The organism is Actinomycetota bacterium (assembly GCA_016700055.1).
GTDB lineage: Bacteria > Actinomycetota > Acidimicrobiia > Acidimicrobiales > Ilumatobacteraceae > Kalu-18.
Genome location: CP064997.1, coordinates 2,516,942 through 2,538,902 on the forward strand (window position 1 = coordinate 2,516,942; position 21,961 = coordinate 2,538,902).

The window sequence follows — 21,961 nt, forward strand, 5'->3', positions numbered from 1 at the left end:
GACGCTACCCTCCGTTCAGCTGCTGGCGGCTTCGAGCGCGCGGCGCACGAGCACTTTGGCGAGGTGCTGGCGGAACTCGACGCTCGCGTTGAGGTCGGCCTGAGGCTCTGCTTCGGCCGCTGCCTGCTCGGCGGCGTCGGTGATCGACGCTCCACCGGCCAGCGCCGTGCTGACGCTGGTGGCGAGCACCGGCGTGGAGCCCATGTTGACGAGCGCCACGCCGGAGTCGCCGTTGCGCCGCCATGCGGCCACCCCGACGATCGCCCAGTCCTGGGCGCGGCGGTTGAACTTCTGGAAGCTCCAGCCTGCACCGGCCATCTTCGGCACCCGGATCTCGGTGAGCATCTCGTCGGCGGCGAGCGCAGACTCCAAGAAGCCCTGGTAGAAGTCGTGGGCGGCGATCTCACGGGTGCCGTTCGGGCCTTGGGCGACGTACGTCGCGCGGAGGGCGAGCGTGGTCGCCGGCAGGTCCGACGCCGGGTCGGCGTGGGCGATCGAGCCGCCGATCGTGCCCCGGTGGCGCACCTGAGGGTCGCCGACGTGGCCCGCCGCGTGGCTGAGCAGCGGCACGTGCTCGTGGAGCAACTCGGAGCGCTCCACGTCCATGTGGCAGGTGAGGGCGCCGATCGCGACGTGGTCGCCGCCGTCGCGGATGTAGGACAGGTCGGCGATGCGCCCGATGTCGACGAGCACGCTCGGTTGCGCGAGGCGCAGCTTCATGAGCGGCAGCAGGCTGTGGCCGCCGGCGAGCAACTTGGCCTCGTCACCGTGCTCGCCGACGAGGCGGATGGCCTCCTCTGCCGACGATGCGCGTACGTAGTCGAAAGGGGCGGGGATCACTGGCTACCTCCTGGCGCGGCACTGTTGATGGCTTTCCAGACGTTCTGCGGGGACGCGGGCATCGGCACGTCGTGCACACCGAGGTCGCGCAAGGCGTCGACGATGGCGTTCAGCACGGCCGGCGCGGCTCCGATCGTGCCCGCCTCACCGATGCCCTTCACGCCGAGCTGGTTGGTCGGCGAGGGCGTGATCGTGTGGTCGAGGGTGATCGAAGGGACCTCGCTCGCGGCCGGCATCAGGTACTCGGCCATCGTCGAGGTCTTGAGGTTGCCGTCCTCGTCGTAGACGGCCTCTTCGAAGAGCGCCTGCGCGATGCCCTGGACGACGCCGCCGTGAACCTGACCGTCGACGATCAGCGGGTTGACCTGGACCCCGCAGTCGTCGACGGCGACGTACTTCAGCAGGTCCACCGCCCCTGTCTCGGTGTCGACCTCGACCACGCAGATGTGGCTCCCGAACGGCCACGAGAAGTTCGGTGGGTCGTAGGTGACCTGCGCCTCGAGGTTCGGCTCGACGCCCTCGGGCAGGTTGTGCGCGGTGAACGCCTCGAAGGCGACCGCGGCCAGTGGCATCGAGCGCTCGGGCGTGCCGCGCACCGTGAAAGCGCCGCCGCGGTACTCGAGGTCTTCGTCTGCGCACTCCAGTTGGTGGGCGGCGATCTGCTTGGCCTTGTCGATCACCTTGTCGCACGCCATCGCGATCGCCACCCCGCCGACGGGCAGGGAGCGTGAGCCGTAGGTGTCGAGCCCGAGCGGTGCGATGGCGGTGTCGCTGTGCAGCACGTCGACGTCGTCGGGGTCGATGCCGAGCTTGTCGGCCACGATCATGCTCCACGAGGTCTCGTGGCCCTGGCCGTGCGGCGCGGTTCCGGTGACTACTTGCACCTTGCTGGTCGGCAGCACGCGCACCGTCGCCGCCTCCCACCCGCCGGCGGAGTAGTTGAGCGACGCGAGCACTCGGCTCGGGGCGAGACCGCACATCTCGAAGTACGTGCTGACGCCGATGCCGAGCCGCTTGGTGGACTCTGGGACGTTCTGCGTGAGCTGGCGTGCCCGTACCTCTTCGTAGCCGGCGATCGAGGCAGCCTTCGTGGCCGCGGCGTCGTGGTCGGCGGAGTCGTACTCCAGCCCGCTGAAGGCCGTGTACGGATAGGACTCGGGCGGGATGAAGTTGCGCCGGCGCAGCTCCAGCGGGTCGACGCCGATCTTGGCGGCCAGCGCGTCCATCGCCCGCTCGATCGCGTAGGTGGCCTCGGGGCGCCCGGCGCCCCGGTACGCGTCGGTCGGCGTCATCGTGGTGAACACCGACGTGCAGCTGAAGTCGTAGGCGAGTGGCAGGTCGTACACGCCGGCGTACAGGAACGCCCCGAGCAGGGGGATCCCGGGCGTGACGAGCTGCAGGTAGGCACCCATGTCAGCGAGGAGCCGGACGCGCACCGCGGTGAGCTTGCCGTCGGCGTCGGCCGCGAGCTCGATGTGCTGGATCTGGCCGCGGCCCTGGATCGTCGCCTGCGTGTTCTCGGTGCGGCCCTCCGTCCAGCGCACCGGCACCTTGTGCTTGCGGGAGAGCGCGACGCACAGCAGTTCCTCGGCGTAGACGTTGAGCTTGGAGCCAAAGCCCCCGCCGACCGACGGAGCGGCGACGCGCATCTGGTGTTCGGGGATGCCGAGGGTGATCGCGGTCATCACCTTCAAGATGTGCGGCACCTGCGTGCTGGAGTAGAGGGTGGTGTCGCCACCGAAGGGCTGGGGCACCGACACGACGGCGCGCGGCTCCATCGCCATCGGGATCAGCCGCTGCTGCACGTAACGCTCGCTGACGGTGTGAGCGGCGCGGGCGAAGGCCTCGGCGACGGCGCCCTCGTGCTCCTCGACGAGCAGGTTCCACGTGTAGCTCTTGTTCGTGCCGAGCTCGTCGTGGACGACGACGCGGTCGGACAGCGCGTCTTCCAGGTCGATCACGGCCGGAAGCGGTTCGTACTCGACGGTGATCGCTTCGAGGGCGTCGTGGGCCTCGGCGTCGCTCTTGGCCAGCACGCACGCGACGCCGTCGCCGACGTACGTGGCCTTGGCCACGGCGAGCGGGTAGTGCGCGGGGTTGTTCATGTCGTCGGTGACCGGCCAGGCACACGGCATCGGCGCCGCCCACTCGCCGGTGAGGTCGGCGCCGGAGTAGGCGGCGACGACTCCGGGCATGGCGAGCGCGCCGCTGACGTCGACCGAGGTGATCCGCGCATGGGCGTACGGGCTGCGCAGCACGGCGAGGTGCAGCGCCCCGGGGATGTTGAGGTCACCGGTGAACTGCGCCTCGCCGGTGAGCAGGGCCGGATCCTCGCGGCGCAGCCTTCGCTGGCCGAGGACCGCGGTCGGCAACGCTTGGACGTCGGTCATTGGGGGCAGCCCCCTTCGTTCGTTCGCGGGTCGGTCACTTCGCGGCGCAGGCGAGCACCGCCTGCACGATGTTGTGGTAACCGGTGCACCGGCACAGGTTGCCTTCGAGCCCGAGGCGCACGTCGCGCTCGGAGGGGTTCGGCTGCTCTTCGAGCAGGCTGACCGCCGCCATCACCATGCCCGGGGTGCAGTACCCGCACTGCAGCCCGTGGTTCTCCATGAAGGCCTGCTGCATCGGGTGCAGCGTGCCGTCCTCGGAGGCAAGCCCCTCGATCGTCTTGATCTCGGCCCCGTCGGCTTGCACCGCGAGCATCGTGCAGCTCTTCACCGACCTGCCGTCGACGTGCACGGTGCACGCCCCGCAAGACGACGTGTCGCACCCGATGTTGGTGCCGGTCAGCCCGAGGTGCTCGCGGATGTAGTGCACCAGCAAGGTGCGGGGTTCGACGTCGTGGCTGCTGGTGACGCCGTTGACGGTGACTGTGATCTGCACGATGGTCCCCCTGGATCGCTCGTGGCCTGGCTGCGCCGCCCCGGCGACGCAGGGCCCCATCATGCCTCATCCACGAGGGGCGGCGCACCGGGCCGAGGTGGTGGCACGAACGGCGTGGGAACATGGCGGGATGGCCGCCGAGGAAGGCCCCTGGGAGCAGTTGGCGCGTGGGGTCGAGCTGGCGTTCCCGGCCGGCTTGGCGATCCCCCGCATGTTCGACGTCGAGCTCAGCGTCCCGGAGCCGGCGCCGGTCGCCGACGTGGAGGCGGCGGCGCGCGCCGAAGTTGTCGGGCGCCTCGCCGGCAGCGTGCAGCCGGGGATGACCGTGGCCGTCGGAGGCGGCAGCCGCGGCTTCACCGACCGCGTGGCCCTGCTGCGCGGCGCCATCGACGGGCTGCGTGCTCTCGGGGCGGATCCGTTCGTGGTGCCGGCGATGGGCTCACACGGTGGCGCCACCGCCGACGGACAGCGGGCGATGCTCGCGTCGCTCGGGATGGACGAGGGTGCGCTCGGCTGCGCGATCCGCTCGACGATGGAGACCGTCGAGGTCGCCCGCACGGCGGCGGGGATGCCGCTCTACCTCGACCGTGACGCCGCCGGCGCCGACCGGATCCTGCCGGTGAACCGCATCAAGCCGCACACCTGCTTCAAGGGGCCGATCGAGAGTGGGTGCACGAAGATGGCCGTCGTCGGCTTCGGCAAGCAGCCGGGCGCGGCGCAGATCCACTCCTGCGGGCCGGTCGAGATGCGTGAACGGCTGCTCGACGGCATCGCCGCCCTGCGGGCCACCGGCCGCCTGCTCGGCGGTGTCGCGTCCGTCGAGTCCGCTTCGGGGGCGGTGGTCGAGGTGCGCGCCCTGCGCGCCGACGAGGTCGGGGGCGCGTCCGAGGTCGCGCTCACCGAGCGGGCGCGCGAGCTCGTCCCGCCGCTGCCGTTCGACGAGATCGACGTGCTCGTCGTCGAACGCGGCGGCAAGGACATCTCGGGGACGACGATCGACCCGAACGTCACCGGTCGCTTCTGGGTGGCCGGGCTCGACGACCTCGACCGTCCCCGCGTGGCCACCATCGTGCTGCTCGGCCTTACGGACGTGACCGCGGGGAACGTGCTCGGCATCGGCTTCGCCGATTTCATCCCGTTATCGGTGGCGAACGCCATCGACTGGCAGAAGACCTACGTGAACAGCTTCACCGCCGGGCCGTCGGGCATCCGGCGGGCACGGATGCCGATGGTGCTCCCAGACGAAGACGCCTGCATCAAGGCTGCGCTCGCGATGTGTGGTCGCGCGCTCGACGAACCGAAGCGGGTGGTGCGCATCCGCTCCACCTTGCACCTCACCCGCTGCTCGGTGTCCGAGGCGCTGCTCGGCGAGCTCCCTGCAGGCGCGCGGCTCGTCTAGCCGGCCGACCTAGCGGCGGCGATCGCCGTCCACACCCGCTCGGCGGTGGCCGGCATGTCGATGTGGCGCACGCCGAGGTGGGCCACGGCGTCGACGACCGCGGACTGCACGGCAGGCGTGGAACCGATCGTGCCCGATTCGCCGATGCCCTTGGCCCCGAGCGGGTTGACGAACGTCGGCGTCTCCATGTGGATGACCTCGACCGAGGGCAGTTCGGCGGCCGAGATCATCGAGTAGTCGGCGAGGTTCGACGTGATCGGGTTGCCGTCCTCGTCGTAACGCACCTCTTCGAGCAGCGCCTGGGCCACGCCCTGCGCCACGCCGCCGTGGATCTGGCCTTCGAGCAGCATCGGGTTGAGCACCCGGCCGGCGTCGTCGCACGCGACGTGGCGGATGTGGGTCACCGCGCCGGTCTCCGTGTCGACCTCGACGACGGCTACGTGGGCGCCGAACGGGAACGTCGGCATCGCCGCCGCGAACGTGGTGGTGACACCGAGTTGGCCGCCGTCGGCCCTCGATGCCACCGCGAGGTCGGCCCACGACTTCGCCACAGCCGGGGTCCCCGAAACGTGGAACACGGCGCGCTCGGTGTCGAGCTCGACGTCGGCGACGTCGGCCTCGAGCAGGCGTGAAGCGACCTCCTTCGCCTTCTCGACGAGCTCGATCGCTGCCTGGTGGACCGCGGCGCCGCCCTGCTGGAGGGAACGTGAACCCATCGTGCCGCCGCCGACGGGGACGATGTCGGTGTCGCCCCAGACGACGTCGATCTGGTCCATCGGGATGCCGGTCTGCTCGTGGGCCAGCATGCTCCACGCCGTGACGTGTCCCTGCCCGTGCGGCGAGGTGCCGGTGTAGACGACGGCGCGTCCGCTGTCGGAGACCTCGATCGTCGCGTCGTCGCCGAAGGGTGGCACGCCGCCGGTGATCTCCACGTAGACGCTCACCCCGATGCCGAGCTGGCGCACGTCGCCGGCGGCGCGGCGCCGTTGCTGCTCGGCCCGCAGCGAGGTGTAGTCCGCAGCGGCGAGCACCTTGTCGAGCGCGGCTTCGTAGTCGCCGACGTCGTACGTCTGCCCCGACGCGGTGGTGTACGGCTCGGCGAACGCGGGGATCAGGTTCTTGCGGCGGACGTCGACCGGGTCGAGGCCGATCTCCGCGGCGAACATGTCCATCGCCCGTTCGATCGCCGCCGTCGCCTCCGGGCGCCCGGCGCCGCGGTAGGCGACGATCGGGGTGGTGTTCGTCAGCACCGAGGTGGTGCGGCACTCGATCTTCGGGATCGCGTAGACTCCGCTCGCCATCGGGCGGGTCATGAACGGGGCGAGGATCGTGCCCATCTCGACGAACGCGCCGCCGTCTTGGAGCACGTTCATCTGGTACGCCTGGACGACGCCGTCGCGGGTTCCGCCGATCGCGATGTACTGGATTTGGCCGCGTCCGTGGCCGAGGGCGACCATGCTCTCGCTGCGGGTCTCCCGCCAGTGCAGCGGCCGGCCGACCTCTTTCGCCAACCGCCCGAGCAGCACCTCTTCGGGGTACGTCCCGATCTTCGCGCCGAAGCCGCCGCCGACGTCGGGGGTGATCACCCGTAGCTGCTCGGCCGTGATCCCGTTCGCAGCGACGATCGAGTCCTTCAGGCCCTGCGCGTGCTGGGTGGAGATCCACTGGTACAGCCGCCCGTCCACCCACGCCACCGAAGAGCCGCGCACCTCGAGCGGGCAGGGGGCGACGCGCTGGTTGACGAAGCGGCCCTTCACCACCACGTCGCAGCCCTCGAAGAACGCGTCGCCGGTGTTGTCGGGCATGCCGAGCGCGGTGGTGTCGAACACCGCGTTGGAGCCGGCCGCTTCGAAGATGAGCGTGTCGGACGCGAGCGCGGCTTCCATGTCGACGTGGGCCTCGAGCACGTCGTAGTCGACGATCACGGCCTCGGCCGCGTCCTCGCCCTGGTCGGGCTGCTCGTGCACGACGGCGGCGAGCGGTTCACCGACGTAGCGGACCTTGTCGCTCGCGAGGTAGGTGCGCGCGACCATCGGATTGAACGTCGCGGCCACCGGTTGCAGCCCGAGGTCGGCGGCGGTGAAGACCCCGATCACTCCTGGCATCTGCGCGGCGGCGCTCACGTCGATCGACAGCACCCGCCCGTGGGCGACGGTCGAGCGCACGTAGGTGACGTACGCGGCGCCGGCGAGCAGCGGTTCGTCGCGCATGTCGTCGATGTAGCGCCCGCCGGCGGTGAGGAACTTGGGGTCCTCCTTGCGGAGCACACGGTTGCCGAGGATGCTGCCACCAGTCACGTTCGGATCGCTCCCCTTCAGGCGTCGCGGACCCGGCGGAGACTAGTCACCGCCTACGGCGTCGTCGTTGCCGGGGCGCCTCGGCGGGCGGCGATGATCTGCTCCACCAGGCTGTAGGGCCAGCCCTCGGGGAGATCGGTGGACCCCGACGGCACCTCGACCACCGCCAGGCGCTGCTCGCCCTGCTCTACGTAGCCGAGCTCTTCGCGGGCGGCGTCTTCGATGCCCTCGGGTGTCTGGAGGCGCGCGACGTCCTCGGCCAGGCGGGCAGTGGCCTGCTCCAGCGTGACCAGCTCGGCGCTCCGCTCGGCCAGGTCGTCTCGCTGCCTGAGCCAGTCGCGCAGTGGCAGCAGGAGCAGCGCGGCGGCAAGGGCGAACACGATGGCGAGAGCGATGGTGCCCATCACCACGCGCGACGGCCGGCGCTGGATGAAGCTGCGCGCGCCCGCGTCGGCGGCCCCGCCGCTACGGCGCGTCGGCTTCGACGGGCGCGGGATGCTCGTGGTGCGGGTCCCGCTGCTCACGTCGGCATTGTCGCGTCTCGGCGGCATCGAGTGGTGGCACTGAGTCGGCGCACTACCGCTGCGCGGCGGACCGGCGGGGGGCGAGCGCGCTGCGGCCGCGGTACGCGGCTGCCTCGCCGAGGTGCTCTTCGATGCGCAGGAGCTGGTTGTACTTGGCGACGCGATCACTGCGGGCGGGTGCGCCGGTCTTGATCTGGCCGCAGTTGGTGGCCACGGCCAGGTCGGCGATCGTCGCGTCCTCGGTCTCGCCGCTGCGGTGGCTCATCACGCTGGTGTAGGCGTGGCGCGTGGCGAGCTCGACCGTCTCCAAGGTCTCGGTCAGAGTCCCGATCTGGTTCACCTTGACGAGCACGCTGTTCGCGACCCGGCGGTCGATCCCCATCTGCAGGCGGGCGGCGTTCGTGACGAACAGGTCGTCGCCGACGAGCTGCACGCGGTGCCCGACGGCCACCGTCAGCGCTTCCCACCCGGCCCAGTCGTCCTCGGCCATGCCGTCTTCGATGGACACGATCGGGTACGCGTCGAGCAGGCGTGACCAGTAGGCGACCATCTCGGCGGCGGAGAGCACCTTGCCCTCGCCGTCCAGGTGGTAGGCGCCGTCGCGGTAGAGCTCGCTCATCGCCGGGTCGAGGGCGATGGCGATCTCGGTCCCGGGCACGAAGCCGGCCGACTCGATCGCCTCGACGAGGACGCGCACTGCCTCCTCGTTGGACGCGAGGTTAGGAGCGAAACCGCCTTCGTCGCCGACGGCCGTCGCCAGACCGCGCGCATGCAGGAGCCGCTTCAGCGCTTGGTACGTCTGCGCTCCCCAGCGCAGGGCCTCCGAGAAGCTCGGCGCGCCGATCGGCATCACCATGAACTCCTGCAGGTCGACGTTGTTGTCGGCGTGCGCGCCACCGTTGATCACGTTCATCATCGGCACCGGCAGGACGTGCGCGTTCGGCCCGCCGACGTAGCGATAGAGCGGCATGTCGAGCTCGTCGGCGGCCGCCTTGGCCACGGCCAGGCTCACTCCGAGGATCGCGTTCGCGCCGAGCCGGGCCTTCGAGTCGGTGCCGTCCAGATCGACCAGCATCGCGTCGACGAGGCGCTGGTCGAGGGCGTCGAGACCGTCGAGGGAGTCGGCGATCTCGCCGTTTACGAAACCGACGGCGGTGCGCACTCCCTTGCCGTCGTAGCGGTCCCCGCCGTCGCGCAGCTCGACGGCCTCGTGCTCGCCGGTGCTCGCGCCCGACGGCACCGCCGCACGTCCGACGGCACCCGAGGCCAGCTCGATCTCGACCTCGACGGTGGGGTTGCCACGCGAATCGAGGATCTCCCGGCCGACGACCTGCACGATCTCGCTCATGGTCGTCGAAACTACTGAGTCCGGAGGAATCCTCCCCAGCCCGCTCCGGGCCGAGTGAGCGGTGCTCAGCCGCCGGCGCGGCGCGCGGCCGCGGCTTCGACCTGGCCGCGGAACGAGTTGGCGACCTCGCGCAGGAGCACTTCGGCGTCGACCCCTCGCCGGCGTGCCTCGACGACGAGCGCCCACAGCTCGGCGCCGATGTCGTCGATTCCGGCCTGGCCGGGCTCGCTCTCCACCGCCGCGTGGCCAGCCTTCGCCGCCCGCTTCAATACCGCCGACGCATAGGCGAGCGAGGGGAGCGCGCGCGGCACGCCGTCGAACACAGAGTGCTCCCCGCCCCGCTCGGCGCGCTCGGCGCGCTTGATCTCGTCCCACGTCGCCACGACCGTGTCGGCGTCGGCGTCGCCTGCCTCGCCCCCCTCGGCGAACACGTGGGGGTGACGGCGCACGAGCTTGTCGTGGATGCCCCGCGCGACGTCGGCCATCGTGAACCGCCCCTCTTGCTCGGCGATCGTGGCGTGGAACTCGATCTGGTACAGCAGGTCGCCGAGCTCTTCCACCAACGCGTCGTCGGCCGACGCCTCGCCGGTGCCGAGCGCGCCGAGCGCATCGACCACCTCGTACGTCTCCTCCAGCAGGTAGGGGACGAGTGAGCGATGGGTCTGCACGCGGTCCCACGGGCAGCGCTCGCGCAGGGTGCGGGCGAGCTGGTGGAAGCGCTCCAGTTCTCTCGCCACGGGTGCCGCCAGCTCCGGTACGTACACCGAGGTCAGATGGTCGGCGATCACGGTGCGGTCCAGCTCCGCCCATGTCGTCTCCACGATCGCCTCGGTGGCGGTGCCGAGGCGCTGCAGGATCACCACCGGCTCGTCGCCGCTCGCGTCCTCGACCGCGAGCTTCACCTCGGACAGCACCCAGTTCGCGTGGCAGTGGGCCACCAGCAGCGGTCCGGTGTCACCGGCAGCCGAGGTGGCGAAGGTGTGGCCGTCGACCAGGCGAACGCCGACCTCGACCGGGTCGACGCCGAGTCGTGCCCAGACGACGTCGAGGAACGACATCGCCGGCCGTACCTCGATCTCCACGGGCGTCTCGTCCGTGCGGCCGGCTTGGTCGAGCAAACGACGCACGGTGCGCTCCAACACGAGCGGCGAACCCGGCACGGCGTACAGCACCTCACCGTGCTCGCGCGCTGCCGCGACGAGCTCGTCGGTGATCCGCTCGTAGACCTCGGCGAACGATGCCGCGGACTCGTAGAAGTGGTCGAACGAGGTGGCTCCGGGGACCACGACGGCGCTCGGGTGCAGCGCCGTGCGGAGGTAGCGGTGTCGGACGGCCTCGACGTGGGCGAGCGTGTCGTTCGTGACGTACTCGGGTCCGCCGGGGCCGAGCCCGACGACGACGACCCGAGGCTTGGTCAACCGAGCCCCACCACGGCGCCGGTCGTGCGATCCCATCGGCCGAACCGCGTGGCGACGAACGGTTCGGCGGCGAGCAGCAGCTTGGCCTGGGCGTCGAGCGCGGCCGTCCCGCCGCTCATCGTGCGCACCGTCTCGGCGACCTCGTCGAACGGGCGCACCTGCACCAGTACCGATGCCCCTTCGATCGCGATCGGGCCGACCAGTTCGCCGGCTGTGGCCGGGCCGATCGGCGTCACGATGTCGGCGATGACCCCCGTCGAGAACGCGTCCCAGGTGAGGCACTCCAGCCCGGTGCTCGGGTCGGAGAGCACACCGCCGGCCGCGGCCGTGGATTGGTCGAGCGACAGCTCGGTGGCGACGTCGCCGAACGCCTCGCCACCCTCGATGCGCGCGAGCGCGGCGAGGGCCTCTTCCTCGGTGGTCACGACGAGCGCGCGCACGCAGACGATGCCGGACGCCTCCGGGCCGCCGGCGTATATCTCGGCGAGCTCTTCGTCGGAGGCTCCGGTCTCGCGGTTGAACACCTCTTGCACGCTGTTGACCTCGACGAAGAACTCCTTCACCTCCGGCGACGCGGCTTCCCAGCCGGGGTCGGCGGTGAGCTCCTCCTCGACTGCGGCGCGGTCTTCGTCGGTCACCTCGATGCCCCTGGCGGACAGGTCGTCGCGCAGCACCTGCGTGGTGATCCAGCCCGACAAGAGCTCACGGGCGCTCGCGGCGCTGAACTGGCCCGACGGCATCAGCACGCTCTCGGTCACGTCGCCGACGTCGGCGAGCACCTGCTCGAAGTCGCTCGTGGCGAGCGAGTGGTCACCCACGCGGGCGGCGTCGTTCGACACCGAGGAGCACGCGGAGGCGGCGGAGAGCCCCACAGCGAGCGCAGCTGCGGCCGCGAGCGAGCGCGAGTTGACGGGGCGACGGCGAGCGGTCACGGCCCGCGAACCTACTGTCCCGACGCGGGTGGGATCAGTTCGCGCAGCAAACCGACGAGGAACGTCGCGGGGTCGGCGCCCCGGCGCAGGGGGACGACGAGCTGACGCTGGTCCTCCTTGTAGATCGCGTCGCGCACCAGGCGCCGCAGACGCAGGGTCTCGCTGACCTTCAGCTCGAGCGGGGCCAGCCTGGCCTGGTCAGAGGCGATCGACAGGTCGCGCAGACCGAGGCGGTGGCACTCGGCGCGCAGGCGCCCGACGGCGAGCAGCGCCTCGGCCGGGCCGGGCACCGGACCGTAGCGGTCCTCCCACTCGGACCGGATGTCGTCCACCTCGGCATCGGTGGTGACCGCGGCCAGCCGCCGGTAGGCCTCCAGGCGCAGCTCCTCCTTCGTCACGTAGTCGGCCGGCAGGTAGGCGTCGGTCGGCAGGTCGAGCTTGATCTCGGCCGGCTCACGCACCTCTTCGCCCTTCATCTCCGCGACCGCCTCGGTGACCATCTGGCAGTAGAGGTCGTAGCCGACGGCGGCGATGTGCCCGCTCTGGGCCTGGCCGAGCAGGTTGCCCGCGCCGCGGATCTCGAGGTCGCGCATCGCGATCTTGAAGCCGCTGCCGAGATCGGTCGATTCGCCGATCGTGCGCAGGCGCTCGTATGCCTCTTCGGTCAGCGTGCGGTCGCGGGGGTGGAACAAGTACGCGTACGCGCGCTGGCCGCTGCGCCCCACACGCCCGCGGAGCTGGTGCATCTGGCCGAGGCCGAGCAGGTCGGCGCGCTCGACGACGAGCGTGTTGACGGTGGGCATGTCGATGCCGCTCTCGATGATCGTCGTGCAGACGAGCACGTCGAAGTGGCCCTCCCAGAAGTCGACCACGACCTGCTCCAGGCTGCCCTCGTCCATCTGGCCGTGGGCGACGGCGATGCGCGCCTCGGGGACGAGCTCACGCAGCCGGGAGGCACAGGTGTCGATCGACTGCACACGGTTGTGCACCCAGAACACCTGCCCTTCACGCAGCAGCTCCCGCCGGATCGCTTCGACGGCCACCCGCTCGTCGTACTCGCCGACGTAGGTGAGAATCGGCTGGCGGTCGGCGGGCGGCGTCTGCAGCAGGGAGAGGTCGCGGATGCCGACGAGGCTCATCTCCAGTGTGCGGGGGATCGGTGTGGCAGACATGGTGAGCACGTCGACGTTCGTCTTCAGCTGCTTGACGAGCTCCTTGTGCTGGACACCGAAGCGCTGCTCCTCGTCGACGACGAGCAGGCCGAGGTCCTTGAAGGACACCGCCTCGGAGAGCAGGCGGTGGGTGCCGATGACGCAGTCGACAGCGCCGGACGCGAGCCCCGCAACCACGTCTCGCGCCTGTGCCTGGGTGAGAAAGCGCGAGAGCACCTCCACCCGGATCGGGTAGCCGGCGAAGCGGTCGGCGAACGTGTTGCCGTGCTGGGTGGCGAGCAACGTGGTGGGCACGAGCACGGCCACCTGCTTGCCCGCCATGATGGCCTTGAAGGCGGCGCGCACGGCGACCTCGGTCTTGCCGAAGCCGACGTCTCCGCAGATCAGGCGGTCCATCGGGTGGGGGCGCTCCATGTCGGACTTGACGTCGTCGATCGCGCGCCGCTGGTCGGGCGTCTCGATGAACGGGAAGGCGTCTTCCATCTCGTGCTGCCACGGCGTGTCACCGGCGAACGCGTGACCGGGGGCGTGGACCCGCTTCTGGTAGAGGACGACGAGCTCGTGCGCGACCTCACGCACCGCGCTGCGCACCTTCCCCTTGGCCTTCGCGAAGTCGGCCCCGCCGAGGCGGTGCAGCGCCGGTGACTCGCCGCCCACGTAATGGCGGACGGCGTCGATCTGGTCGGAGGGCACGTACAGCTTGTCGCCGCCTTTGTACGCGAGCAGCAGGTAGTCACGCTCGACACCCCCGATCGTGCGCTTGACCATTCCCTCGTAGCGGCCGACGCCGTGCTGGTGGTGCACCACGAAGTTGCCCGGCTTCAGGTCCTCGAAGAAGCCGAGGCCCTCGCGTTTGCGGGGTCGGGGAGTGCGGTGCGCCCGCCGGCGGCCGGTGAGATCCGACTCGGCGATCAGCGCGAGGCGTGACGACGGGATCGTGCACCCGCGGTGCAGCGGCGCGACCACGATCGCGCCGCCTGGCCGGGTCAGGTCGGGCACGGCCCCCCCGGCGGGGCTGGCGACGATGGTGAAGTCGAGATCGTGGTCGAGCAACAGCTGCGCGATTCGCTGGGCGGAGCCTTCGCCGTCGGCGGCGACCACGACGCGGTAGCGGTCGCGCAGCAGCCCCTTCAGGCGCTCGGTCAGCGCCTGGCCGTCGCCGACCACCGGCCCCCACCCGGTGGACTCGAGCACCGCGGTGTCGGGGCTGTCCGCCACGGGGACGAGGCTCCAGGTGGGACCGCACCCGGCGAGCAGGCGGTCGGCTTCGGCGTGCAGCCGCGGGAACTCCTTGTCGGCGTCGCGCGCCCAGGTGGAGGCGAGCGCGCGGGCGAGGTCGTCCTCCTCGGCGAGCAGGTCGTGGGCACGGTCGCGCATCCGCCGCGGCTCGACCAGCACCACCTTGGCCGTCGCCGGGAGCACGTCGGTGAGCAGCGTCACGTCGGGGGAGAGCCATGGCGTCCAGCTCTCCATGCCGTCGAAGATCGCCCCTTCCGCCAGACGCTCCCAGTGCTCGCGGCCCCAGGGTTCGGTCCCGACCAGTGCGGCCGCACGCTCACGCATCGCGGTGGACGAGAGCAGTTCGCGCGCCGGGAAGATCTCCACCTCTTCGAGGTCGCGATCCGATCGTTGGTCGTTGACGCTGAACGTGGTCAGCCGGTCAACCTCGTCGCCCCACAGGTCGATGCGCACCGGGGCGTCGGCGGTGGAGGGGAACACGTCGACGATCGCGCCGCGTCGGGCGACCTCGCCGCGGTGCTCGACGAGCTCCTCACGGCGGTAGCCGCAGGCCACGAGGCGTGCCAGCAGGTCGTCGGGGTCGAGCACACCGCCGGCGTGGACCGTGATCGGGCTGACGTCGACGGCGCCCGGGCCGAGGCGCTGGAGCAGCGCCCGAACACCGGCGACGACCACCATCGGTGTGCGCGCGGGGTCGCGGAGGCGCCACAGCACCTCCAGCCGGCGACCCATCGTCTCGACGCTCGGGCTGACCCGCTCGAACGGCAAGGTCTCCCACGCGGGGAAGAGCAGTGCCTCACCGGCGGGCAGGAGCTGGGCCAGATCGTCGGTGAGCTGACCGGCCATCGTGCCGGTCGGGCAAGCGACGACGAGCGGGCGTCGGCCGGAGAGGGAGGCGAGGGCGGCGACGGCGGTCGCGCGCGCGGGCTCGGCCACGGCGAGCACCGCGTCGGCGACGCCGAACAGCGAGGCGAGGGCGGGGTCGTCGCGCAGCAGCGGCGGCAACGAGGCCAGCTGGGCGAGCGAGGGCGACGGCGACGACATCGGCCGGGACGAGGGTACCGGCGCCTACGGGGCGTGGTGACGGGCCATGGCGGCCTCGGCACCCTCGGCGAGCAGTAGCTCGACGGCGTCGGCGGCCTCCTGCACGGCGACGTCGAGCAGCTCGCGTTCGCGGCGGGGGATCCGTGACAGCACGTGATCCGCGCCGCGTTCCTTGCTCGGGGGCTTGCCGACACCGATGCGCACCCGGACGAAGTCCTGCGTCTTCAGGTGGGCGGTGATGCTGCGCAGACCGTTGTGGCCGGCGAGGCCGCCACCCACCTTGATCCGCACCACGCCGGGGGCGAGGTCGAGCTCGTCGTGCACCACCACCGTTCGCCGCGGGTCGACGATGCCGTACCTGCGCACCAGCTTGCCGACGGCCTGCCCCGACTCGTTCACGTAGGTGAGGGGGAAGGCGAGCACGACCCGTTCGCCGCCGAGGCGGGCCTCGGCCACCAGCGCCTGGTCGCGCCCGGCCCGCAGCGTCTCGCCGCAGCGGCGCGCGAGCTCGACGACCACTTCTTCGCCGACGTTGTGGCGCGACCGCGCGTACTCCTTGCCCGGGTTCCCGAGACCGACGACGAGTGCGTCGAAGGGGGTGGAGCGTCGCTCGCCGTCACCTCGGCGGCCGCGCAGCAGCGCCATCTTCGGTGCTCACCTGGGCGCGTCGCCGGGCGTCACTCGCCGGCTTCGCCGCCCTCGGTCTCGCCGGCCGCGCCGGCTTCCTCGCCCTCGGCACCCTCGGCCTCTTCGGCGGCGGCTTCCTCTGCGGCCGCGGCCGACGGGAACATGACCGTCACGATCGCGAGGTCGGGGTCACCGGTCGGGGTGACGCCCTCGGAGAACGTGATGTCGGCGAGGCGGATGACGTCGTGCGGGGTGAGCGCGCTGATGTCGATCACGATCTCGTTCGGCATGTTCGCCGGCGTCGTGGTGACCTCGATCGAGTCGACGGCCGCGTCGACGAGCCCGCCCTCGTCCTCGACGGCCTTCGCCGTGCCCTCGAGGCGGACGGGGATAGACACCGTCAGCTCCTCGCGCAGGTCGATCGTCAGGAAGTCGACGTGGCTGACGGTGCGCCGCACCGGGTGCCGCTGGATCTCCTTCACGAGTGCGGGGTGCTTGGCACCGTCGACCTCGAGCGACAAGATGGTGTTGATCCCCGCCGGGCCGGAAAGCGCGAGGCGCAGCTCACGGCGCTCGACGGTGACCGACACCGGTGCCATGCCGAGGCCGTAGAGCACGCCAGGTACCAGGTCTTCGCGACGCAGCCGGCGCGAGGCGGCCGAGCCGAGGGGACGGCCGGTGGTGGCGACGAGCGTGGTCTCAGCCATGACGACGACTTCTTTCTGGCGATGGCAGGGGAACTAGAACCGGCTGGCGAGTCTACGGTCGATGGCGACGGAATCGCCACCTGCCGCCTAGGGGCGAGCCCCGGGCCTTTGCTCAGGCTTGGTTCTCGCCGCCGAAGATCTCGCTGACGCTCGAGTCGTCGAACACCGCGGCGAGCGCATCGGCGATGATCTTGGCCACCGAGAGCACCTCGATCTTGTCGATCTGCTTCTCCGGCGGCAGCGGCACGGTGTTGGTCAGCACGACGCGGTCGATGCGTGAGTTCTTCAACCGGTCGACTGCGGGACCGGAGAGCACTCCGTGCGTGGCCAATGCCCACACCTCGGTGGCGCCGTGGTCGAGGAGCAGTTCGGCGGCCGACACGATCGTGCCGCCGGTGTCGATCATGTCGTCGGTGAGCACGCACTGACGCCCGGCGACGTCACCGATCACGTCGAGGGCCTGGGCGATGTTCGTCGAGCCCTTCGGGCGGCGCTTGTACACGAACGCGATGTCGGCGTTCAGGTGCTGTGCCAGGCGCTCGGCGACCTTGATCCGCCCGGAGTCCGGCGAGACGATGACCGGGTCGTCGGCGTTCTCGCGCAGGTAGCCCTCGATCACCGGGAGCGCGGTGAGGTGGTCGACCGGGCCTTCGAAGAAGCCCTGGATCTGGCCGCTGTGGAGGTCGATCGACACCATCCGCTTCGCGCCGGCGGTCTTGAACAGGTCGGCGACGAGGCGGGCCGTGATCGGCTCACGTCCTTCGGCCTTGCGGTCCTGGCGGGCGTAGCCGTAGAACGGGCACACCGCGGTGATCCGCTTGGCCGAGGCCCGGTAGGCGGCGTCGATCATGATCAGCTGCTCCATGATCGAGTCGTTCACCGACCGCCCGTCGCAGCCGTAGTGGCTCTGCATGATGAACACGTCCGAGCCGCGGATCGACTCGACGAAGCGCGGGCGCACCTCGCCGTTCGCGAACTCGACGATGTTCGGGTGGCCGAGTTCGATGCCGAGGTGCTCGGCCACCTCCTCGGCCAACGCGGGGTGGGTGCGACCCGAGTAGAGCGCCAAGCGCTTGGTCGTGACCTTCTCCATCGCTCTCTCCGTGCTCATTCGCCACGCCCAGCATAGAAGGGCCCGGTGGCGGCGGCCGCAGCGACGGTGGAACCGGGGGCGAGGTGAGCGAACGGACCGACGTGGCTTTCTTCGCCGATCTCGGCGTCACGCCCGACGGTGTGCTCCACGGTGGCCCCGGAACCGACGACGCAATCGACGAGACGCGTGTCCGGCCCGATCTCGCAGCCGTCGCCGACCACCGTGCGCCCTTGCAGGATGGTGCCCGGGTAAAGGGTGACGTCGCGCCCGAGGGAGACGGTCACGTCGACGAAGGTCTGGCGGGGGTCGAGCATCGTCACCCCGTTCAGCAGCCAATGCCGATTGGTGCGGGCCCGCAGCTCGCGCTCGGCCAGCGCGAGCTGCCAGCGGTCGTTCACCCCTTGGGTCTCGGCGGCTGGCGCCTCGACGGTGCTGATCACGTGCCCCATGCCGGCGAGTACGCCGATCACGTCGGTGAGGTAGTACTCGGCCTGGGCGTTGTCCGGTGACACGTGGCGCAGGGCCGGGCCGAGCAGGTCGCGGCGGAACGCGTAGATGCTGGTGCACACCTCACGTACGGCGCGCTCGTCGACCGAGGCGTCACGTTCTTCGACGATGCGCAGCACGCGGCCGTCGCGGGCGCGGATCACGCGTCCGTAACCGGTCGGGTCGTCCATCGTGGCGATCAGCAGCGTGGCGGCGTTGTTCTGAGCCTCGTGCAACGCGACGAGCTCGTCGAGCGTGTCGGTGCGCAGCAGCGGCGTGTCGCCGGGGAGCACGATGATGGTCGAGGTGTCGTCGAGCTCGGCGAGGTCGGCGAGGTGGGCGTGGGGATCGTGAGGGTCGTGGTTGTGGCCGCGGAACCCGGAGAGCCCGACCATCGCCGCGTCGCCGGTGCCGCGCTGCACGGCCTGCTCGACGAAGGTCACGTTCGCCCAGCCCGGTGCCTCGGCCTGGATCTTCTTCGTGACCTGTTCGGCGCCGTGGCCGACGACGACGACGGTGCGCTCGATGTCGAGTGAGCCGAGGGCGTGGATTACGTGCAGCACCATCGGCCGCCCGCAGATGAGGTGGAGCGGCTTCGGGCGCTCGGAGCGCATCCGGGAGCCCTCACCTGCGGCGAGCACGATCGCGGACGTCGGCATGAGACCAGTTCTATCGCGCCGCGCCCGCCGTCCGGCGGCACACTCGGAGATGGCTCCGGGGAGAGGATTCGAACCCCTATTCACGGGACCAAAACCCGCTGTCCTACCAAGTTGAACGACCCCGGACCGACGCTCGCCGTGGCGCAGCTCCGGCCGGCAACGGTAGCGGCATTGGCCGACTGGTGCGGTGTCCCGGTAGCGTGATCGGACTTATGGGCTCGCTGATCAAGAAGCGCCGCAAGCGCATGCGGAAGAAGAAGCACAAGAAGATGCTGCGCCGGACGCGCCACCAGCGTCGTAAGTAGCCCTGCTCAGCCGACGGCGCGGGTGGTGAGCACCCGTGCACCGTCAAGTGCCTCGGCCAGGGCCCCGTGGCGTCCGACGAGGAACCACGTCGCCCCGCTGCCGGCAAGGACCGGCTCGACCCCCGAGCCTTCCCTGATTCTGTCGCGCCATTCGGCCAGTTCCGGCGCCACCGCGAGCGCCGCCGCGGTGAGGTCGTTCGGGCCCCCACCGCTCGGGCCGCCGAGCTCGTCCCACGCCCGGTAGACGGCCGGCGTCGGTACCACGAGCGGGGGCACGACGAGCGTGACCTCGAGCGGTTGGTACGGCAGCGGGTCGATCACCTCGCCGATCCCTCTCACCCGGGCTCGCCCGCCGACCAGGCAGAACGGCACGTCGGCACCGATCCCCGCCGCCGCTTCGAGGTCGCTCCATCCGGCCCAGCGCAGCACTGCGGCGGCGTCGGCCGAACCGCCGCCCAGCCCACCGCCGGGGGGGATCGCCTTGAACACGTGCACCGCCGCGCGGCGCCCGCAGAGATCGAGCGCCCGGTTGACGAGGTTGCGTTCGTCGGTCGGCACGCCGGCCGCGTACGGGCCGTCGCACGACACGCCCGTCGCGCCGGGGGTGATCGCGACGGTGTCGCCGAGCGCGAGCGTGACCATCTCGGCGTCGATCAGGTGGTAGCCGTCGTCGCGCACGCCGGTGATCCGCAACGAGAGCGTCAGCTTGGCGGGGGCGTCGAAGACGTCGTTGCCGATGAATGCGTCGCTCACTGCCGATCAGCCTGCACCACGGCTGTGAGCCGGCCCCAGTCGGCCACGTCGAGCTCTTCGGCGCGGGCCTCCGGACGCACGTCTGCGGCGGCGAAGTGCTCCGCCGTGACGAGCCCGGCGAGCGAGCGCCGCAGCATCTTGCGCCGATGTCCGAAGCCGGCGCGCACGAGGGCGAACACGAGCTGGCGGTCGACGCCGGCATCCACCGCCGGTGCCGGGCGTCGCGTGATCTCGACGATCGTCGACATCACCTTCGGCCGGGGCATGAACACCGTCGGCGGCACGTCGCCGAGGAGCCGGGCCTTCGCCCAGTAGGACACCTTCACGCTGACCGCCCCGTAGGCGGGGTCGCCGGGGCCGGCGGCGAGGCGCTCGCCCACCTCGCGCTGCACCATCACGACCATCTTCTCGATCGCGGGAACCTTGTCGAGCAGATCGGCCACGAGCGGCGTGGCGATGTTGTACGGCAGGTTGGCGACGAGCATCCACGACGGCGCGCCAAGGAGTATCCCCGTCCAGTCTGCGTTCATCGCGTCGGCCTCGACGACGGAGGCGTTCGGGTTGTCGGCGAGCACCTCGGCGAGCACGCGCACGAGGCCGCGGTCGAGCTCCAGAGCGCGAACCGTCGCCCCCGTTTCGGCGATCGCGAGCGTCAGCGCGCCCAACCCGGCGCCGACCTCGACGACGTGGTCGTTCGGTCCCACACCGGCGAGGCGCACCATGCGTCGCACCGTGTTCGGGTCGACGACGAAGTTCTGGCCGAGAGCGCGGCTGGGTGCCAGCCCGTGCCGGGCGAGGAGCTCGGTCGCCTCTCGCCGGGAGAGGGTCACGTCACCAGGACAGCTCGACCGGCAGCGGGGCGTCGATCAGGTCAGCGAGTTCCAAGAAGACGTCGGTGTGGAGCACGATCAGGATCTCGCCGTTCAACGGGGCGATCGACACGTTGTGGCACGTCGCCGTACGACCGTTGTCGACGTTGCGCACGGTCACCTCGGCGCCGAGTTGGGCGAGGGGAGTGGCGCAGGCTCGCTGCATGCCGGGTTCGCCGAAGCGGCGGTAGTCGGCGATGGCAGGGATCACGTTCGAGACCTCGAGCGGCGGGACGTTGACGGCCAGCACGTCGGTCGGCGCGGGCAGCGTGGCGTCTGGTGCGCCGAGGAACGCCGGGTCGGCGGGCCCCGGGGACGCCTCCGGCGCGCTCGGCGCCTCGGTGTCGGCAGGTGCGGGCAAACCACCATCGACCGCGGCCACCGCGACGGCGGCAGTACCGGGGGCGCTGTCGTCTTTCTGCATGAACCACAGCGCGGGCAGCGCGACCATCGACACCAAGGTGGCGAGGGTGATGCGTCGGCGGTCGGCTGCGTTCAGGGTCACGAGATGGTCTCCACGCCCGGTAGGGGCTCGCGCGGCGCGGAGGTCCTTTGCGGTCCGCCCGCGGGGATGACCAACCTAGGTATTTAGCAGGGGAAACGCAACTCGGGCGTTGGCCGAGGTCACCTCGGCGACACGCTGCGTGGTCAGCTCTTTCAAGTCGGCGATGGCTGCGCCGACGGCCGCGACGTACGCCGGCTGGTTGGGGCGTCCGCGGTGGGGGTGGGGGGCGAGGTAGGGGCTGTCGGTCTCGACGAGCAGGCGCTCGATCGGGCACAGCCGGGCCGCCTCGTGCACCTCGACCGCCGACGAGAAGGTGACGATTCCCGAGAAGCTCAGGAAAGCGCCGAGATCCAAGGCGCGCGTGGCTTGCGCGGGGCCCCCGGTGAAGCAGTGGAAGATGGTCTGCTCCGGTGCGCCCACGGCGGCGAGCACGTCGAAGGTGTCGTCCCACGCGTCGCGGGTGTGCACCACGAGGGGCAGCTCCAGTTCATGGGCGAGCTCGATCTGCCTGGCGAACGCGGCCCGCTGTGTCTCGCGCGGAGAGTGGTCGTAGAAGTAGTCGAGTCCGGTCTCCCCGACCGCCACGACGACGTCGCGGCGGGCTCCGTCGCCGAGGAGCCCGAGGATCGTGTCCACCCCGAACCTCGCCTCGTGGGGGTGCAGCCCGACCGTCGCCCACACGTCGTCGTGCTCGCTCGCGAGCTCGATCGCGCTCGCCGAGGTTGCCGCGTCGCAGCCGACGACCACCATCGTCGCCACCCCAGCCGCACGGGCCGCGGCGAGCACGCCGTCGACGCCGTCGGGATGACGCGGGTCGTAGATGTGGCAGTGGGAGTCGGTCCAGCGCACGGCGCTCGTTCC

At 71.0% G+C, this 21,961-nt stretch carries 19 protein-coding genes and 1 tRNA gene; 2 read left to right on the forward strand and 18 right to left on the reverse strand.

Features of this window, described 5'->3' with window-relative positions:
- Nucleotides 1-15 precede the first annotated feature (15 nt).
- Genes IPM43_12180 through IPM43_12190 form a run of 3 tightly spaced genes read right to left on the reverse strand, consistent with a single transcriptional unit; the run spans nucleotide 16 to nucleotide 3,783 of the window.
- Nucleotides 16-840, reverse strand: a complete 825-nt coding sequence (locus IPM43_12180; GenBank protein QQS24162.1) for a xanthine dehydrogenase family protein subunit M — start codon at nucleotides 838-840, stop codon at nucleotides 16-18.
- The gene (locus IPM43_12185; protein QQS24163.1) at nucleotides 837-3,230 is read right to left on the reverse strand and encodes a xanthine dehydrogenase family protein molybdopterin-binding subunit; all 2,394 of its coding nucleotides are present in this window, start codon (nucleotides 3,228-3,230) and stop codon (nucleotides 837-839) included. Before IPM43_12185 ends, IPM43_12180 begins: the two co-directional genes overlap by 4 nt.
- A 34-nt stretch (nucleotides 3,231-3,264) precedes the next feature.
- A complete protein-coding gene (locus IPM43_12190) occupies nucleotides 3,265-3,783 on the reverse strand; it encodes a (2Fe-2S)-binding protein (protein QQS24164.1) in 519 nt (172 codons plus the stop codon).
- A 70-nt stretch (nucleotides 3,784-3,853) separates the two neighbouring features.
- Between IPM43_12190 and IPM43_12195 the strand changes: the two genes are divergently transcribed.
- Nucleotides 3,854-5,122, forward strand: a complete 1,269-nt coding sequence (locus IPM43_12195) for a DUF2088 domain-containing protein (GenBank protein QQS24165.1) — start codon at nucleotides 3,854-3,856, stop codon at nucleotides 5,120-5,122.
- Here IPM43_12195 and IPM43_12200 read toward each other — a convergent pair.
- The 11 genes from IPM43_12200 to IPM43_12250 all read right to left on the reverse strand — a co-directional run bounded on the left by IPM43_12200 (nucleotide 5,119) and on the right by IPM43_12250 (nucleotide 18,794).
- Nucleotides 5,119-7,419, reverse strand: a complete 2,301-nt coding sequence (locus IPM43_12200; protein ID QQS24166.1) for a xanthine dehydrogenase family protein molybdopterin-binding subunit — start codon at nucleotides 7,417-7,419, stop codon at nucleotides 5,119-5,121. The two genes, IPM43_12195 and IPM43_12200, sit on opposite strands and share 4 nt — an antisense overlap.
- A 53-nt stretch (nucleotides 7,420-7,472) precedes the next feature.
- Entirely contained in the window at nucleotides 7,473-7,943 is a 471-nt protein-coding gene (locus IPM43_12205; protein QQS24167.1) for a septum formation initiator family protein, read from the reverse strand.
- A 52-nt stretch (nucleotides 7,944-7,995) separates the two neighbouring features.
- Entirely contained in the window at nucleotides 7,996-9,291 is a 1,296-nt protein-coding gene (eno, locus tag IPM43_12210; protein QQS24168.1) for a phosphopyruvate hydratase, read from the reverse strand.
- A 65-nt stretch (nucleotides 9,292-9,356) separates the two neighbouring features.
- On the reverse strand, nucleotides 9,357-10,709 hold the full coding sequence (locus tag IPM43_12215; protein ID QQS24169.1) for a MazG family protein: 1,353 nt from the start codon (nucleotides 10,707-10,709) through the stop codon (nucleotides 9,357-9,359).
- Nucleotides 10,706-11,641: a hypothetical protein gene (locus tag IPM43_12220; GenBank protein ID QQS24170.1), complete on the reverse strand. Its 936-nt coding sequence runs from the start codon at nucleotides 11,639-11,641 to the stop codon at nucleotides 10,706-10,708. The genes IPM43_12215 and IPM43_12220 overlap by 4 nt, the downstream gene beginning before the upstream one ends.
- An 11-nt stretch (nucleotides 11,642-11,652) precedes the next feature.
- Complete coding sequence (gene mfd, locus IPM43_12225; protein ID QQS24171.1) at nucleotides 11,653-15,096, reverse strand: transcription-repair coupling factor; 3,444 nt, start codon at nucleotides 15,094-15,096, stop codon at nucleotides 11,653-11,655.
- Nucleotides 15,097-15,120: 24 nt separating this feature from the next.
- Nucleotides 15,121-15,741 carry an aminoacyl-tRNA hydrolase gene (locus tag IPM43_12230; protein ID QQS24172.1) on the reverse strand — a complete coding sequence of 207 codons (621 nt, stop codon included), beginning with the start codon at nucleotides 15,739-15,741 and terminating at the stop codon, nucleotides 15,121-15,123.
- Nucleotides 15,742-15,773: 32 nt separating this feature from the next.
- Complete coding sequence (locus IPM43_12235; GenBank protein QQS24173.1) at nucleotides 15,774-16,430, reverse strand: 50S ribosomal protein L25; 657 nt, start codon at nucleotides 16,428-16,430, stop codon at nucleotides 15,774-15,776.
- A 112-nt stretch (nucleotides 16,431-16,542) separates the two neighbouring features.
- A complete protein-coding gene (locus tag IPM43_12240; GenBank protein ID QQS26452.1) occupies nucleotides 16,543-17,523 on the reverse strand; it encodes a ribose-phosphate diphosphokinase in 981 nt (326 codons plus the stop codon).
- A gap of 14 nt (nucleotides 17,524-17,537) precedes the next feature.
- Nucleotides 17,538-18,668 carry an NTP transferase domain-containing protein gene (locus tag IPM43_12245; GenBank protein QQS24174.1) on the reverse strand — a complete coding sequence of 377 codons (1,131 nt, stop codon included), beginning with the start codon at nucleotides 18,666-18,668 and terminating at the stop codon, nucleotides 17,538-17,540.
- A gap of 50 nt (nucleotides 18,669-18,718) precedes the next feature.
- Nucleotides 18,719-18,794, reverse strand: a tRNA-Gln gene (locus IPM43_12250).
- A gap of 86 nt (nucleotides 18,795-18,880) precedes the next feature.
- Here IPM43_12250 and IPM43_12255 point away from each other — a divergent pair.
- Nucleotides 18,881-18,973: an AURKAIP1/COX24 domain-containing protein gene (locus tag IPM43_12255; GenBank protein ID QQS24175.1), complete on the forward strand. Its 93-nt coding sequence runs from the start codon at nucleotides 18,881-18,883 to the stop codon at nucleotides 18,971-18,973.
- A gap of 6 nt (nucleotides 18,974-18,979) precedes the next feature.
- Here IPM43_12255 and IPM43_12260 read toward each other — a convergent pair whose 3' ends face one another.
- The 4 genes from IPM43_12260 to IPM43_12275 all read right to left on the reverse strand — a co-directional run bounded on the left by IPM43_12260 (nucleotide 18,980) and on the right by IPM43_12275 (nucleotide 21,949).
- Nucleotides 18,980-19,726 carry a 4-(cytidine 5'-diphospho)-2-C-methyl-D-erythritol kinase gene (locus IPM43_12260; GenBank protein ID QQS24176.1) on the reverse strand — a complete coding sequence of 249 codons (747 nt, stop codon included), beginning with the start codon at nucleotides 19,724-19,726 and terminating at the stop codon, nucleotides 18,980-18,982.
- Nucleotides 19,723-20,556, reverse strand: coding sequence for a 16S rRNA (adenine(1518)-N(6)/adenine(1519)-N(6))-dimethyltransferase RsmA (gene rsmA / locus IPM43_12265; GenBank protein ID QQS24177.1), 834 nt, complete (start codon nucleotides 20,554-20,556; stop codon nucleotides 19,723-19,725). Before rsmA ends, IPM43_12260 begins: the two co-directional genes overlap by 4 nt.
- 1 nt (nucleotide 20,557) lies before the next feature.
- Nucleotides 20,558-21,100 carry a hypothetical protein gene (locus tag IPM43_12270; protein QQS24178.1) on the reverse strand — a complete coding sequence of 181 codons (543 nt, stop codon included), beginning with the start codon at nucleotides 21,098-21,100 and terminating at the stop codon, nucleotides 20,558-20,560.
- A 75-nt stretch (nucleotides 21,101-21,175) separates the two neighbouring features.
- On the reverse strand, nucleotides 21,176-21,949 hold the full coding sequence (locus IPM43_12275; protein ID QQS26453.1) for a TatD family hydrolase: 774 nt from the start codon (nucleotides 21,947-21,949) through the stop codon (nucleotides 21,176-21,178).
- Between the last annotated feature and the right edge of the window lie 12 nt (nucleotides 21,950-21,961).